The following is a 15,309-nucleotide window of genomic DNA, read 5'->3' on the forward strand; positions in this document are numbered from 1 at the left end:
CGTCCGTCCCCCCACGGAGGAGGCCCGGACATGTGCCGCTGGATCGCCTACTCGGGTACGCCCATCTTCCTCAGCAGGGTCCTGTTCGACACCCGGCACAGCCTGATCGACCAGAGCCTGCACTCGCGCCTCGGGGTGGAGACGACCAACGGCGACGGCTTCGGGATCGGCTGGTACGTGCCCGACGTGGCCACCCCCGCCGTACTGCGCGACACCGGCCCGGCGTGGAACGACCGCAACCTCCACGACGTGGCGCACCACGTCCGCTCCGGCATGTTCTTCGCCCACATCAGGGCCACGACAGGGACGGCGGTGCAGCAGACGAACTGCCATCCGTTCCGCAAGGACCGCTGGCTGTGGATGCACAACGGCGCGATCAGCGAGTACGGCCTGCTCCGGCGCGACCTCGCGCTGGCCGTCGACCCCGCCCTCTACGCCGAGATCGAGGGGTCCACCGACTCGGAGCTGATGTTCTACCTGGCCCTCACCTTCGGGCTGGACGACGACCCGCCCACCGCCGTGGCCCGCATGGCCGGGCTCGTGGAGGAGACCGGACACCGGCACGGTGTCCGGCACCCCCTGCAGATGACCGTCGCGGTCGCCGACGGCGAACGCCTGTGGGTCTTCCGCTACTCGAGCGAGCGCGCCTCACGGTCCCTGTTCGTCAGCGCCGAGGTGGACGCGCTGCGGGCGCTGCACCCGGACGTCGACTTCCTCCAGCAGGTGTCGGAGGACACCCGGCTGGTGGTGTCGGAGCCGCTGGGCGACCTGCCGGGCGCCTGGAAGGAGGTCCCGGAGAACAGCTGCGGCGTCATCCAGCCGGGCCTGGACGTCTTCCAGGCCTTCCAGCCCCGTTGACGTGCGCCGGGTGTCAGCCGCAGTTGATGATCAGCGACGTGATCACGGTGCAGGTGCGGGAGGCGGTGTCGTCGGCGGGGTCGGGGTCGGTGGGGGAACTCGTGGTGCGCTTGACGGTGACGGTGTAGGGCAGGCCCACGGTGAGTGCGCCGAGGGGGACGGTGAACGTGCGCGTGATGGTGGCACCGGGCGCCAGGGCCCCGACGGTGCAGGTGACGCGGCCGCCGACGGGCGTGCAGGAGCTGCTGGCGGCGGCCGTCCCGGCGGGCAGCGTCGCGGTGACGGTGCCCGACGTCAGCGGTGAGGGACCGTTGTCGGTGAGCGTCACCGTGTAGGTGATGCGGCCGGCCGGCAGACCGGGGACACCGGTCGCCGTCAGGGCCACGCCCAGGTCCGCCGTGGGCGGGGCGAAGGCGACGCCGAGCGGACGACTGCCGACGGTGATCGTGGAGGCGACGGTGGCGGTGGCGGTGTCGAGCACCGTCACCGTGCCGGCGTTGCCGTCCGTGACGTACGCCCGCGTGCCGGAGGGGTGGAAGGCGACGGCCTCGGGGCCCGCACCGGCCGGGACCGTGGCGGTCCTGGCGCCGGTGGCGGCATCGACGACCGAGACGCTGTTGCCGTCGTGATTGGCCACGTACACGAGCGAGCCGTCGGGGGAGACGGCCACGCCGTGGGGGGCGGTGCCGGTGGGGACGGTGGAGGTCACCGTGCGGGTGGCGGTGTCGACCACCGCGAGGGAGCGGCCGTTGACCAGGGCGACGTAGGCGCGCGTGCCGTCCGGGGCGAACGCCACCCCGTACGCGTGGGCGGGCAGCGGCACCGTCGCCGTGACGGCGTGCGTGGCGGTGCTGATCACCCACAGGGTGTTGGTGTCGCTGTCGTTGGTGACGTAGACCTGGGCACCGGACGGGTCGACGGCCACGCCGACGGGACGCACGCCCACACCGATGGTGGCGGAGACGGTGCCGGTGGCGGCGTCGATGACCGAGACGGTGTTGTCGCCCGGGTTCGTGACGTACACCTGGCTGCCGTCCGGGGTGACGGCCACGGCGTAGGGCGAGGCGCCGACCGGGACGGTCGCGGTCACGGCCCGGGTGGCGGTGCTGATCACCGCGACGGTGTTGCCGGCGGACTGCGTGACGTACGCCCGGCTGCCGTCCGGGCTGACCGCCACCCCGCTCGGTGTCCCGCCGACCGGGACGGTGGACGTGACGGTGGTGCTGCCGCCGTCCACGACGGAGACGGTGCCCGCGCCGCTGTCGGCGACGTAGGCGAACGGACCGGGCAGGACGGCCGCGTCGGCGGGGGCCGCAGCGGCCACCCCGGCGCTCAGGAGCGCCACGGCCGTCACCAGGGCGGCGAGGCGGCGGCGCACCACGCCCCGCGGCGGACGGTCGGGTAACGGCGAGAACATCAGGGTCCCTCCCTATGCGACGCACCACGACTGCGGGAACCGGAAGGCTCCGGAGCCGGCCGCGGTGCCCTCATACGGTCCCACCACGCGCCGTCACTGACCATCGTCCGGCCGTGGGCGAACGGCGGAGCGACGGGTACGGTGGCCACCGCCCGGCCTTGCAACAGGCTTGCGTTCGTCCGACCCGGGAGTCCCGGCGGACACGTAAACTGTTTGCGCTTCTTGCGCTAGCCTTGCAGGCATGACGCGACGACTTGCTCAGGTGGCCAAGAAGGTGGGGGTCAGCGAGGCCACGGTGAGCCGTGTCCTCAACGGGAAGCCCGGTGTCTCCGAATCGACACGGCAGGCCGTGCTGACGGCGCTGGACGTCCTCGGCTACGAGCGGCCCACGCAGCTGCGCGGCGAACGCGCCCGGCTGGTCGGCCTGGTGCTGCCCGAGCTGCAGAACCCCATCTTCCCGGCGTTCGCCGAAGTCATCGGGGGCGCCCTGGCGCAGCAGGGCCTGACGCCGGTGCTGTGCACGCAGACCCAGGGCGGGGTCTCCGAAGCCGACTACGTCGAACTGCTGCTGCAGCAGCAGGTGTCCGGCGTGGTGTTCGCCGGCGGTCTCTTCGCGCAGGCCGACGCGCCGCACGAGCACTACCGGCAGCTCGCCGAGCGCAACATCCCGGTCGTCCTGATCAACGCCTCCATCGAGGGGCTGGACTTCCCGTGCGTCTCGTGCGACGACGCGGTCGCCGTCGAGCAGGCCTGGCGCCACCTGGCCTCGCTCGGGCACGAGCGGATCGGCCTGGTCCTCGGCCCCGTCGACCACGTGCCCTCGGGCCGCAAGCTGCAGGCCGCCCGGGCCGTGGTCCAGGCGGCCGGGGGCGTGCTGCCGGACGACTTCGTGGTCCGCTCGATCTTCTCGCTCGAAGGCGGACAGGCGGCCGCCGCGCGCCTGCTGGATCGTGGCGTGACCGGCATCGTGTGCGCGAGCGACCCCCTTGCCCTGGGCGCCATCCGGGCGGTGCGTCGCCGGGGGCTGTCCGTGCCGGGGGACGTCTCGGTCGTCGGCTTCGACGACTCCGCGTTCATGAGCTGCACCGAGCCACCCCTGTCCACCGTCCGCCAGCCCATCGAGGCGATGGGACGGGCCGTGGTGGAGCTGCTGTGCGCACAGATCCAGGGCACCCAGGCCCACCCCGGCGAGCTGCTGTTCGAGCCGGAACTGGTGGTCCGCGGCTCGACCGCGCAGGCCCCCGTGAGCTGACCCCACCCCCCGTCGCACCGGCCGGCGCCGGCACCCGGAACGTTCCCCGGGTGCCGGCGCCGGCCGCGTTTCCGGCAGCGGCCGACCCGGCCCGCGCGGCGACCGTGCGCCGTGCGCCCCCGAATGGCCCGTGCTGTGACGGCCGTTGACAAAGTCTTCATCTGCTAGAAACCTGTCTCGTCAGCGACGCAAATATTTGACGAATTCACTCAAAACCTCATTCATGCGTCGCAGTCCACCACTGGTCATGCACCGCGGCCGGATCACGGAGAGGCCATGATGAGAGGGAGACACGCGCGCCTGCGGACCACCGTCGGCGCCCTGATCGCAGCACTGCTCGCCCTAGCGCTGCTGCCCGCCGGCGCGTACGCCGCGCCCGCGGGCGCGGCCGCCGAGGTGAACCTGGCCCTGGGCAAGCGGGCGACCGCAAGCGGCGCGCACGACGGCTACCCGGCCGGCCAGGTCACCGACGGCACCCAGCAGTCCTACTGGGAGGGCCCGGCCGGGTCGTACCCCGCCTGGGTGCAGGTCGACCTGGGCGGCGCCGTCCGCGTCGACCGGGTGGTGCTCAAGCTGCCCGCGGCCTGGGAGGCACGCACCCAGACGCTCGCCGTGCTGGGCAGCACCGACGGCGGCGCCTTCACCCCGCTCGCCGCCTCCACCGCCCGGGCCTTCACCCCGGACCGGGCGAACACGGTCAGCGTCGACGCCGGCGCCGCCACCGCGCGCTACGTCCGCGTCCAGGTGAGCGCCAACACCGGCTGGAACGCCGCCCAGTTGTCCGAACTGGAGGTGTACGGGCAAGGGCAGGACCCGACCGATCCACCGCCGGCCACCGGCTCGAACCTCGCGCGCGGCAAGCCGGTCGAGGCCACCTCGACCACCCAGACCTACGTCGCGGCCAACGCCGTCGACGACAGCACGGGCACCTACTGGGAGTCGTCCGGATTCCCCGCCGGCCTGACCGTCAAGCTCGGGGCGAACGCCGACCTCCAGGCGGTCGTGGTCAAGCTCAACCCCGACCCGGCCTGGGGACCGCGCACCCAGTCCTTCCAGGTCCTCGGGCGGGAGCAGTCGGCGACCGACTTCGTCCAGCTCAAGGCCCGCACGGACTACGCCTTCAGCCCGTCCGCCGGGCAGAACACCGTCACCGTCCCGGTCACCGGGCGCTACGCCGACGTCCGCCTCACCTTCTTCTCCAACACCGGCGCCCCCGGCGGACAGGTCGCCGAACTCCAGGTGGTCGGTGCGGCGGCCCCCAACCCGGACCTCACCCTCACCGGTCTCGACTGGACCCCGGCCGCACCCACCGAGGCCGACCCCGTCACGGTGAACGCCACCGTGCGCAACGCCGGCACCGCACCCGCGCCCGCCACCACCGTCGACGTCAGCCTCGAAGGCACCGTCGCCGGTTCCGCCGCCGTCGGCCCGCTCGCGGCCGGCGCCTCGGCGACCGTCGCCGTGACCGTGGGCAAGCGGCCGACCGGCTCGTACACCGTCTCCGCGGTCGTGGACCCACGCGGCACCGTCCCCGAGCAGGACGACACCAACAACAGCCGGACCGCGGCGACGAAGCTGGTCGTCGCCCGGAGCCCGGGCCCCGACCTGACCGTCACGGGCATCGCCACCGACCCCACCGCCCCGGCCGCCGGTGCCAAGGTGTCCTTCACCGTCACCGTCCACAACCGCGGCACCACCACCGCGCCGGCGGGCACCGTCACCCGGCTCACCGCCGGCGGTACCACGCTCGACGCCACCACCGGCGCCGTCGCTGCGGGCGGATCCGTCGCTGTCGCCGTCCCCGGCACCTGGACGGCCACCGACGGCGGAGCGACGCTCGCCGCCACGGCCGACGCCACCGACGTGGTCAAGGAGACCGACGAGGGCAACAACACCTTCGCCCGCACCCTCGTCGTCGGACGCGGCGCCGCCCTGCCGTACACGGAGTACGAGGCGGAGGACGGCCGCTACGACGGCACCCTGCTGACCACCGACGCCAAACGCACCTTCGGGCACACCAACTTCGCCACCGAGTCCTCGGGCCGCAGGTCCGTGCGGCTCACCTCCACCGGCCAGTACGTGGAGTTCACCTCCACCACACCCGCGAACTCCGTGGTCGTGCGCAACTCGATCCCGGACGCGCCGGGCGGCGGGGGACAGGAGGCGACCCTCAGCCTGTACGCGGACGGGACGTTCGTGCGCAAGCTGACCCTGTCCTCCAAGCACAGCTGGCTCTACGGCACCACCGACGACCCCGAGGGACTGACCAACCGGCCCGGCGGAGACGCCCGGCGGCTCTTCGACGAGTCCCACGCCCTGCTCACCGACACCTACCCGGCCGGCACCCGGTTCCGCCTCCAGCGGGACGCCGGCGACGGCGCCGCGTACTACGTCGTCGACCTCGTCGACCTGGAGCAGGTGGCACCCCCGGCCGCCAAGCCCGCCGAGTGCGCCTCCATCACGGACTACGGCGCGGTGCCCAACGACGGCATCGACGACTCCGACGCCCTCCAGCGCGCGGTCACCGCGGACCAGAACGGGCAGGTGCCCTGCGTCTGGATCCCCGCCGGACAGTGGCGCCAGGAGAAGAAGATCCTCACCGACGACCCGCTCAACCGGGGCCAGTACAACCAGGTGGGCATCCGGGACGTCACCGTCCGCGGCGCCGGGATGTGGCACTCCCAGCTCTACTCGCTCATCCCGCCCCAGGACGCGGGCGGCATCAACCACCCGCACGAGGGCAACTTCGGCTTCGACATCGACGACAACACCAGGATCTCCGACATCGCGATCTTCGGGTCCGGCACCATCCGCGGCGGCGACGGCGGAGCCGAGGGCGGGGTCGCGCTCAACGGCCGCTTCGGCAAGAACACCAGGATCACCAACGTGTGGATCGAGCACGCCAACGTCGGCGCCTGGGTCGGCCGCGACTACTCCAACATCCCCGAGCTGTGGGGTCCCGGCGACGGCCTCGAGTTCAGCGGCGTCCGCATCCGTGACACCTACGCGGACGGCGTCAACTTCACCAACGGCACCCGCAATTCGACCGTCCACAACTCCTCGTTCCGCAACACCGGCGACGACGCGCTCGCCGTGTGGGCCAACAAGTACGTGAAGGACCCCGCCGTCGACGTCGGCCACGACAACCACTTCCGCAACAACACCGTCCAGCTTCCCTGGCGGGCCAACGGGATCGCCGTCTACGGCGGTTACGGCAACACGATCGAGAACAACCTGGTCTCCGACACCATGAACTACCCGGGGATCATGCTGGCCACCGACCACGACCCGCTGCCCTTCTCCGGCCAGACGCTCATCGCGAACAACGGCCTGTACCGCACGGGCGGCGCCTTCTGGGGTGAGGCGCAGGAGTTCGGCGCCATCACCCTGTTCGCCCAGGGACAGGACATCCCGGGCGTCACGATCCGCGACACCGACATCCACGACTCCACCTACGACGGCATCCAGTTCAAGACGGGCGGCGGCGCGACACCCGGCGTGCAGATCCGCGACGTCACCATCGACAAGTCGCTGAACGGCTCCGGGATCCTCGCCATGGGCGGGGCACGCGGCAGCGCGACGCTGACCGGCGTCACCATCACGAACTCCGCCCAGGGGGACGTGCTGGTCGAGCCCGGCTCGCAGTTCGTCATCAACCGCAGCGGCTGACGGCCGCGGCACCTGACCTGCCCGCGCACCACACCACCTGCGCCTCCCCGCCGCCCACCGCGGCGGGGAGAGATCGAGGACCGATGACATTCCACCGATGGAGATCACGGGCCCTGAGCACCGTGATCGTGACCAGCCTCCTGACCCTGGGCGGCCCCGTGCTCGCCGCCCGGGCCGCCGGGGGACCCAACATCGCGCTCGGCGACACCGCGTCGGCGAGCAGCGCCCAGAGCGCGTACGCGGCACCGAACATCACCGACGGCAACCAGGGCACGTACTGGGAGAGCGCGGGCTCCGGGCTCCCGCAGTGGGTGCAGACCGACCTGGGCGCCACCGAGCGCGTCGACGAGGTCGTCCTGAAGCTGCCCGCGGGCTGGGAGAGCCGCGACCAGACCCTCTCCGTGCAGGGCAGCGCCGACGGGACCAGCTACAGCACCCTCAAGACCAGCGCCACGTACACCTTCAGCCCCGCCTCCGCCAACACCGTGACGGTCGCCTTCCCGGCCACGCAGACCCGGTTCGTGCGGATCGCCGTCACCGCCAACACCGGCTGGCGGGCGGCGCAGCTGTCCGAGCTGGAGGTGCACGCCGCCACCGGGTCGTCGGCCAACCTCGCCGCCGGCCGCACCCTGACCGCGAGCAGCACCACGCAGGTCTACGCCGCGGGCAACGCCAACGACGGCAACCGGGCCACCTACTGGGAGAGCACCAACAACGCCCTGCCGCAGTGGCTCCAGGCCGACCTCGGCTCCTCCGTGCGGGTCGACCGCGTCGTGCTGAAGCTGCCCGCCGCCTGGGAGACCCGCAGCCAGACCCTGAAGATCCAGGGCAGCACCAACGGCAGCGACTTCACCGACCTCACGGCCTCCAGGGCCTACGGCTTCGACCCCGCGAGCGGCAACGCGGCCACGATCTCCTTCGACGCCACCACCACCCGCTACGTGCGCGTGCTGGTCACGGCCAACACGGTCCAGCCCGCCGCCCAGATCTCCGAGCTGGAGATCTACGGCCCGGAGGGCGGAGACACCCAGGCCCCCAGCGCCCCGGCCGGCCTCGCCCTGACCGAGCCGGCCACCGGCCAGATCCGCCTCACCTGGAACGCCGCCACCGACAACGTCGGGGTGACCGGCTACGACATCTACGCGAACGGCTCCCTGCTCAGCAGCGTCGGCGGGAACGTCACGACCTTCACCGACACCCGCCCCGCCGCCGAGACCGTCTCCTACTACGTACGGGCGAGGGACGCGGCGGGCAACCAGTCCGCCAACAGCACCACCGTCACCCGCAAGGGAGACACCGGCGACACCCAGGCGCCGACCACGCCCGGCAACCTAGCCCTCACCGAACCCGGCGACGGAAAGATCAAGCTGACCTGGACCGCCTCCACGGACAACGTCGGCGTGGCGAAGTACGAGATCTACGCCAACAACAGCCTGCGGGCCACGGTCACGGGCGACGTCACCACGTACACCGACACCCAGCCCGCGACGAGCACCGTCACCTACGCGGTGCGGGCGAGGGACGCGGCCGGCAACCAGTCGGCGCCGAGCAACAGCGTCACCCGCAACGGCACCGGCGGTGGCGGCTCCAACCTGGCCGTCGGCAAGCCGATCAGCGCCTCCTCCGTGGTGTACACCTACGTCGCGGAGAACGCGGACGACAACAACCTCAGCACCTACTGGGAGGGCGCGGGCGGCAGCTACCCGAACACCCTCACCGTCAAGCTCGGCGCCAACGCCGACCTCGACCACCTGGTGCTCAAGCTCAACCCGGACGCCGCCTGGTCCCGGCGCACCCAGACGGTCGAGGTCCTCGGCCGGGAGCAGAAGGCCGACGGCTTCACCTCCCTGGTGGCCGCCAGGAGCTACACCTTCGACCCGGCCGACGGCAACAGCGTCACGGTGCCCGTCGCGGCCCGCGTGGCCGACGTCCAGCTGAAGTTCACGGCCAACTCCGGCTCGTCCGCCGGGCAACTCGCCGAGTTCCAGGTGATCGGCGTTCCGGCACCCAACCCCGACCTGGAGGTCACCGGGCTGACCGTGTCGCCCGCGGCGCCCGTGGAGTCGGACGCCCTGACCGTCTCGGCCACCGTGCGCAACTCCGGCCCGGCCGACGCCCCGGCGAGCTCCCTGGCCGTGCGCCTGGGCGGCAGCAAGGTCGCCACCGCGCAGGTCGGCCCGCTGGCGGCCGGCGCGCAGACCACCGTCACCGCGTCCCTGGGACAGCGTGAGGCCGGCACCTATCAGCTCAGCGCCGTCGCCGACGAGTCCAACGCGGTGATCGAGCAGAACGAGACCAACAACACCTACACCAGCCCCACCTCCCTGGTCGTCAAACCGGTCGAGAGCGCCGACCTGGTGGCGTCGTCCGTCACCACCACGCCGTCCAGCCCGGCGGCAGGGGACACCGTCACCTTCAAGGTCACGCTGAAGAACCAGGGCAACAAGGCGAGCGCCGCGGGCAGCCACGGCGTCACGCTCACCCTCGCCGACGCCCAGGGCGGCACGGTCAAGACCCTGAGCGGCGCGTACAGCGGCACGCTGGCCGCCGGCGCCTCGGCGGACGTGGAGCTCGGTCCCTGGACCGCCGCCAACGGGTCGTACACGGTGCGCACGGTGATCGCCGACGACGCGAACGAGCTGCCGGTCAAGCGCCAGAACAACACCGCGAGCCAGCCCCTCTTCGTCGGCCGCGGCGCCCACATGCCGTACGACATGTACGAGGCGGAGGACGGCACGGCCGGCGGCGGGGCCACCGTCGTGGGCCCCAACCGGACCATCGGGGACGTCGCCGGTGAGGCCTCCGGCCGCAAGGCGGTCAGTCTCGACGCGACCGGCGAGTACGTGGAGTTCACCACCCGGGCGGCGACCAACACGCTGGTGACCCGCTTCTCCATCCCGGACGCGCCGGGCGGCGGGGGCATCGACTCGACGATCGACGTCTACGTCGACGGGGTGTTCAAGAAGGCCCTCCCGCTGACCTCCAAGTACGCCTGGCTGTACGGGGCCGAGGCCTCACCCGGCAACTCGCCGAGCGCCGGGGCTCCGCGGCACATCTACGACGAGGCGCACGTCCTGCTCGGCGAGACCGTGCCCAAGGGCAGCCGCATCCGGCTGCAGAAGGACGCCGCCAACACCTCGACCTACGCGATCGACTTCGTCAACCTGGAGCAGGCCATCCCGGCCGCCAACCCCGACCCGGCCACGTACGTCGTGCCCACCGGCTTCACGCACCAGGCGGTGCAGGACGCCCTGGACAAGGTGCGCATGGACACCACGGGCAAGCTCGTCGGCGTCTACCTGCCGCCCGGCGACTACGAGACGTCGAGCAAGTTCCAGGTGTACGGCAAGGCGGTGCAGGTGGTCGGCGCCGGCCCCTGGTTCACCACCTTCCACGCCCCGGCGTCGCAGGAGAACACGGACATCGGCTTCCGCGCGGAGGCGTCGGCCAAGGGGTCGGTGTTCAAGGGCTTCGCCTACTTCGGCAACTACACCTCGCGCATCGACGGACCGGGGAAGGTGTTCGACTTCTCCAACGTGTCGGACATCGTCATCGACGACGTCTGGAACGAGCACATGGTGTGCCTGTACTGGGGTGCGAACACCGACCGGATGACCATCAAGAACTCGCGGATCCGGGACCTGTTCGCCGACGGCGTCAACATGACCAACGGTTCCACCGACAACCTCGTCACCAACAACGACGCGCGCGCCACCGGCGACGACAGCTTCGCGCTGTTCTCGGCGATCGACGCGGGCGGCGCGGACGAGAAGAACAACGTCTTCGAGAACCTGAGCACCACCCTGACCTGGCGTGCCGCGGGTGTGGCCGTGTACGGCGGGTACCACAACACCTTCCGGAACATCCACATCGCCGACACGCTGGTCTACTCCGGGATCACCATCTCGTCGCTGGACTTCGGCTATCCGATGAACGGCTTCGGGAGCGATCCGACGACCTTCGAGAACATCTCCGTGGTGCGGGCCGGCGGTCATTTCTGGGGCCAGCAGACCTTCCCGGGCATCTGGCTGTTCTCGGCCTCGAAGGTGTTCCAGGGGATCCGGGTGAATCACGTCGACATCGTCGATCCCACCTACAGCGGGATCATGTTCCAGACGCAGTACCTCAACGGCCAGCCGGTGAACCCGATCAAGGACACCGTCTTCACGGACGTCTCCGTCACGGGTGCCCGCAAGAGCGGTGACGCCTTCGACGCCAAGTCCGGCTTCGGTCTGTGGGCCAACGAGATGCCCGAGCCGGGCCAGGGCCCGGCGGTCGGCGAAGTGACGTTCAACGGGCTGGAGATGAGCAACAACGCCGTCGACGTCCGCAACACCACCTCCACCTTCAAGATCAACATCAACCCCTGACGGCGGGCGCCCCGCAGGCGCCGCCGCGTACACCGGAGGGCCGGTGCGAGCTCCGTGGGGGCTTGCGCCGGCCCGTCCGCGTGGGCCGGTGCGGGGGCGCCCCACGGAGCACCCCCTTCCATGTTCTGTCGAGGATTTACGAAATCTGCGCGAGATATTGCGTTCCTTTGCTGGCGGTGGTTGAGTGTGCGACGCCCCACCACGCATCGGCGACGGGGCCACCTCATCGTTCCTGCCGAAGGGGAACCACCCATGAGAACAGCCCGGCTCCGCCGTACCCGCCGCACCGGCGCGGTCGTCGTCGTCTCCGCCCTCGCGCTCAGCGCTCTGGCCGCCTGCGGCACGAGCAGCAGCAGCGACGACAGCGGCAACTCCGGCAGCGGGTCCTCGGACCCGGCCGCGCCGCTGGACCCGAAGACCAAGGTGACGATCACCATCGACTGCATGCCGCCGGCGGCGAAGGCGGCCGAGCTGAAGGAGTGGAAGGAGGACGTCGCGGCGTTCAACAAGACCTACCCGAACGTCACGATCGAGGGCCGCTCCACCCCCGGCCAGTGCCTGGAGCCGCCGCGGTTCACCGCGATGCTCAAGGCCAAGTCGCAGCCGGACGTGTTCTACACGTACTTCACCGACCTGCCGCAGGTGCTCGACAACGACGGCGCCGAGGACATCACCGCCTACGTCAACGACAAGACGGTGCCCGCCCTCAAGGACATCGACCCGAACGTGCTCGGCTCGCTCAAGCAGGACGGCAAGCTGTACGGCCTGCCCACCAGCAACTACACGATGGGCCTGCTCATCAACCGCAAGCTGTTCCGGCAGGCCGGGCTCGACCCCGACAACCCGCCGCGCACCTGGGACGACGTCCGCGCCGCGGCCAAGAAGATCGCCGGGCTCGGCAAGGGCATCGCCGGCTACGGCGACTACAGCGCGGCCAACACCGGCGGCTGGCACTTCACGGCGGCGGTGTACAGCCTCGGCGGCGACGTCGTGGACTCCAGTGGCAAGAAGGCCGCCTTCAACGACGCCATCGGCAAGCAGGTCGCGCAGAACCTCCACGCGATGCGCTGGGAGGACGACAGCATGGGCAAGACCCAGCTGCTGAAGTGGGGCGACCTGCAGAAGCAGATCGCCACCGACAAGCTCGGCATGTTCCTCGCCGCCCCGGACGACATCGCCTACATGGTCCAGCAACTGGGCGCCACGTACGAGAACTTCGGCATGGGCCCGATACCCGGCGGCAAGAACACGCTGGCCGGCGGCAACAACTACATGATCAAGAAGGGCATCTCCGGCGACAAGGTCAAGGCCGCGATCGCCTGGCTGAACTACAAGAACCTCACCGTCGGCAAGGGCCAGTTCGACTGGGCGCGCACCAAGGCGGACAAGCTGCCCGTCGGCGTTCCGCAGCCCAACTTCTGGCTGGGGGAGTCGAAGAAGCAGGACGACGCCGCCCGGGCGGCCAACGCCACCATGCCGGTCGCCAACTTCAAGACCTTCATGGACAACCCGGTGGCCGGCAAGGCGGAGCCGCCGAAGGCGCAGGAGATCTACAAGGTCCTCGACAACGTCATGTCCGGCATCCTCACCGACAAGGACGCCGACATCGACAAGCTGCTGTCCACGGCCGAGTCACAGGTCGACCAGGTCCTCGCCAACCAGTGACCGCCCCCGGCGGGGGCGGGCCCCGAGCGGTCCGCCCCCGCCGACCAGCACGCACCGAGGAGCGACGATGTCGGCCCCCAGCCTCACCCCGACCAAGACCGACCCGGCCCGCCGCACCCTGCCCCGCCGGGCGGGCCCCCCGCCGAGCCGGGACCGGTTCACCAGGAGCCTGCGCCGCAACCTCACCGCGCACGCCTTCCTCATCGGCGCCGTGGTGTGCTTCGCGGTCTTCTCCTGGTACCCGATGGTCCGCGAGTTCGGCCTCGCCTTCCAGAAGACCGAGTCGGGCCACACCCGCTGGGTCGGCCTGGACAACCTCACCACGGTCGTCAACGACCCGGCGTTCTGGCAGGCCTGGCGCAACACCGCGCTGTTCACCGTGCTGGCCCTGGTGTTCGGCTTCGCGGCGCCGTTCGTCGCCGCCCTCGTCATCAACGAGTTCCGCCACGGCCAGGCCTACCTGAGGCTGCTCGTGTACCTGCCGGTGATGCTGCCCCCCGTCGCCTCGGTGCTGCTGTTCAAGTACCTCTACGACCCCGGGTACGGCCTGCTCAACGAGGTGCTGCGGTTCCTGCACCTGCCCGAGCAGCAGTGGCTGCAGGACGCGGACCTCTCCATGCTGTCCGTCGTGATCGCCGCGACCTGGATGAACATGGGCGGCGCCGCACTGATCTACCTGGCCGCGCTGCAGAACATCCCCGGCGAGCTGTACGAGGCGGCCGAACTCGACGGCGCCGGCCTGCTCCGCAAGATCTGGTACGTCACCATCCCGCAGACCCGGCTGATCCTGTCGCTGATGCTGCTCATGCAGATCGTCGCCACGATGCAGGTCTTCGTCGAGCCGTTCCTGCTCACCGGGGGCGCCGGACCCGAGGGCTCGACCACCACCGTCGTCTACCTCATCTACCAGTACGCCTTCAACTTCAACAACTACGGCGCCGCGGCCGCGCTCGGTCTGCTCCTGCTCGTCCTGCTCGCCGGTTTCTCGGGGGCGTACGCCAGGCTCAGCCGCGCCGACGACGAGTGACCCGGGGGAGACCGCCATGTCCACACGCACCCTCATCTCACCGGCCCAACTCGCCAGGCCCCGCGGGAAGATCGTCTACTGGACGGTGTTCGCGGTGGTCGTCACCGGCTTCACGCTGGTCTTCCTGGGCCCGCTGTACTGGATGATCTCCAGTGGTTTCAAGGACAGCCAGGAAGTGGTCCAGACACCCCCGACCTGGGTGCCGAAGTCGTTCACCCCCGGCAACTACTCGCACGCCTGGGAGGTCATGGACCTCTCCACGCTGCTGCTCAACACGCTGTACTACGCCTTCGGCGCGCTCGCCTTCCAGCTCGTGCTGGACGTCGCCGCCGCCTACTCGCTGTCCAGGCTGCGGCCGGTGTTCGGCAAGGCCATCCTCGGGATGATGCTCGCCACGCTCATGATCCCGGCGACGGTGCTGGTCGTGCCGCAGTACCTCACCGTGCTCGACGTGCCGCTCGTGCAGCGCAACCTGCTCAACTCGCCGTGGGCGATCTGGCTGCCGTCCGTCACCAACGCCTTCAACATCTTCCTGCTGAAGCGGTTCTTCGACTCCATCCCGCAGGAACTGCTCGACGCGGCCGCCATGGACGGCGCGTCCCCGATGCGCGTGCTGTGGTCCATCGTGCTGCCCATCTCCCGGCCCGTCCTCGGGGTGGTGTCGATCTTCGCGGTCGTCGGCATCTGGAAGGACTTCCTGTGGCCGATGCTGACCCTGCCCGACCCATCCAAACAGACCCTCAACGTCGGCATCTACTCGCTGTCCAACGGCGTGCCCGTGAACGTCCTCATCGCGGCGCTCACCATCGCCTCGATTCCGACGCTGCTGCTGTTCCTGGTGTTCCAGCGCAACATCATGAGCGGGCTCACCGCCGGCGGCCTCAAGGGCTGACGCCCGCCGCTCCGGCGGGCCCCGGCCCCCGCACCCCGGTGCCGGCGCGGCCGTACGACCTCGCACCCCTGCCCCAGGCCCCGTACCGCGCACCCCCACCCATGCCTTCGCCGCCGGTCCGTCCGACGCCCCGCAGCCTCCGGGCCGGCGGCGAAGCAC

Annotated in this window: 8 protein-coding genes; 7 read left to right on the forward strand and 1 reads right to left on the reverse strand. The window is 70.8% G+C overall.

The annotated features are described in order from the left end of the window. Window positions 1-30 precede the first annotated feature (30 nt). Window positions 31-858, forward strand: a complete 828-nt coding sequence (locus tag E4U91_RS34515; RefSeq protein ID WP_137310438.1) for a class II glutamine amidotransferase — start codon at window positions 31-33, stop codon at window positions 856-858. A 13-nt stretch (window positions 859-871) separates the two neighbouring features. Here the strand turns inward: E4U91_RS34515 and E4U91_RS34520 are convergent, their stop codons facing one another. Beyond that, window positions 872-2,275 carry a YVTN family beta-propeller repeat protein gene (locus E4U91_RS34520; protein WP_137310439.1) on the reverse strand — a complete coding sequence of 468 codons (1,404 nt, stop codon included), beginning with the start codon at window positions 2,273-2,275 and terminating at the stop codon, window positions 872-874. Window positions 2,276-2,516: 241 nt separating this feature from the next. Between E4U91_RS34520 and E4U91_RS34525 the strand changes: the two genes are divergently transcribed. From E4U91_RS34525 to E4U91_RS34550, 6 genes are all read left to right on the forward strand, one after another. Then, entirely contained in the window at window positions 2,517-3,527 is a 1,011-nt protein-coding gene (locus E4U91_RS34525) for a LacI family DNA-binding transcriptional regulator (RefSeq protein WP_137310440.1), read from the forward strand. A 279-nt stretch (window positions 3,528-3,806) separates the two neighbouring features. Next, window positions 3,807-7,196, forward strand: coding sequence for a CARDB domain-containing protein (locus E4U91_RS34530; protein ID WP_137311161.1), 3,390 nt, complete (start codon window positions 3,807-3,809; stop codon window positions 7,194-7,196). A gap of 83 nt (window positions 7,197-7,279) precedes the next feature. Next, the gene (locus E4U91_RS34535; RefSeq protein ID WP_137310441.1) at window positions 7,280-11,566 is read left to right on the forward strand and encodes a discoidin domain-containing protein; all 4,287 of its coding nucleotides are present in this window, start codon (window positions 7,280-7,282) and stop codon (window positions 11,564-11,566) included. A 252-nt stretch (window positions 11,567-11,818) separates the two neighbouring features. Further along, window positions 11,819-13,231 carry an extracellular solute-binding protein gene (locus E4U91_RS34540; protein ID WP_137310442.1) on the forward strand — a complete coding sequence of 471 codons (1,413 nt, stop codon included), beginning with the start codon at window positions 11,819-11,821 and terminating at the stop codon, window positions 13,229-13,231. Between the two features lie 67 nt (window positions 13,232-13,298). Further along, a complete protein-coding gene (locus tag E4U91_RS34545; protein WP_137310443.1) occupies window positions 13,299-14,258 on the forward strand; it encodes a carbohydrate ABC transporter permease in 960 nt (319 codons plus the stop codon). Window positions 14,259-14,274: 16 nt separating this feature from the next. Continuing rightward, window positions 14,275-15,150 (forward strand): carbohydrate ABC transporter permease, encoded by an 876-nt coding sequence (locus tag E4U91_RS34550; RefSeq protein ID WP_137310444.1) that lies wholly within the window; start codon window positions 14,275-14,277, stop codon window positions 15,148-15,150. Window positions 15,151-15,309: the final 159 nt, after the last annotated feature.

The sequence above is a fragment of the Streptomyces lasalocidi genome, assembly GCF_005280215.1.
In the GTDB taxonomy this organism is placed as follows: Bacteria; Actinomycetota; Actinomycetes; order Streptomycetales; family Streptomycetaceae; genus Streptomyces; species Streptomyces longwoodensis.

Excerpts from the sequence above, each read along its gene's own strand:
- E4U91_RS34545 (WP_137310443.1), top strand. The coding sequence starts at position 13,299 with ATGTCGGCCCCCAGCCTCACCCCGACCAAGACCGACCCGGCCCGCCGC.
- E4U91_RS34535 (WP_137310441.1), top strand. The coding sequence starts at position 7,280 with ATGACATTCCACCGATGGAGATCACGGGCCCTGAGCACCGTGATCGTG.
- E4U91_RS34525 (WP_137310440.1), top strand. The coding sequence starts at position 2,517 with ATGACGCGACGACTTGCTCAGGTGGCCAAGAAGGTGGGGGTCAGCGAG.
- E4U91_RS34515 (WP_137310438.1), top strand. The coding sequence starts at position 31 with ATGTGCCGCTGGATCGCCTACTCGGGTACGCCCATCTTCCTCAGCAGG.
- E4U91_RS34550 (WP_137310444.1), top strand. The coding sequence starts at position 14,275 with ATGTCCACACGCACCCTCATCTCACCGGCCCAACTCGCCAGGCCCCGC.
- E4U91_RS34530 (WP_137311161.1), top strand. The coding sequence starts at position 3,807 with ATGAGAGGGAGACACGCGCGCCTGCGGACCACCGTCGGCGCCCTGATC.
- E4U91_RS34520 (WP_137310439.1), bottom strand. The coding sequence starts at position 2,275 with ATGTTCTCGCCGTTACCCGACCGTCCGCCGCGGGGCGTGGTGCGCCGC.
- E4U91_RS34540 (WP_137310442.1), top strand. The coding sequence starts at position 11,819 with ATGAGAACAGCCCGGCTCCGCCGTACCCGCCGCACCGGCGCGGTCGTC.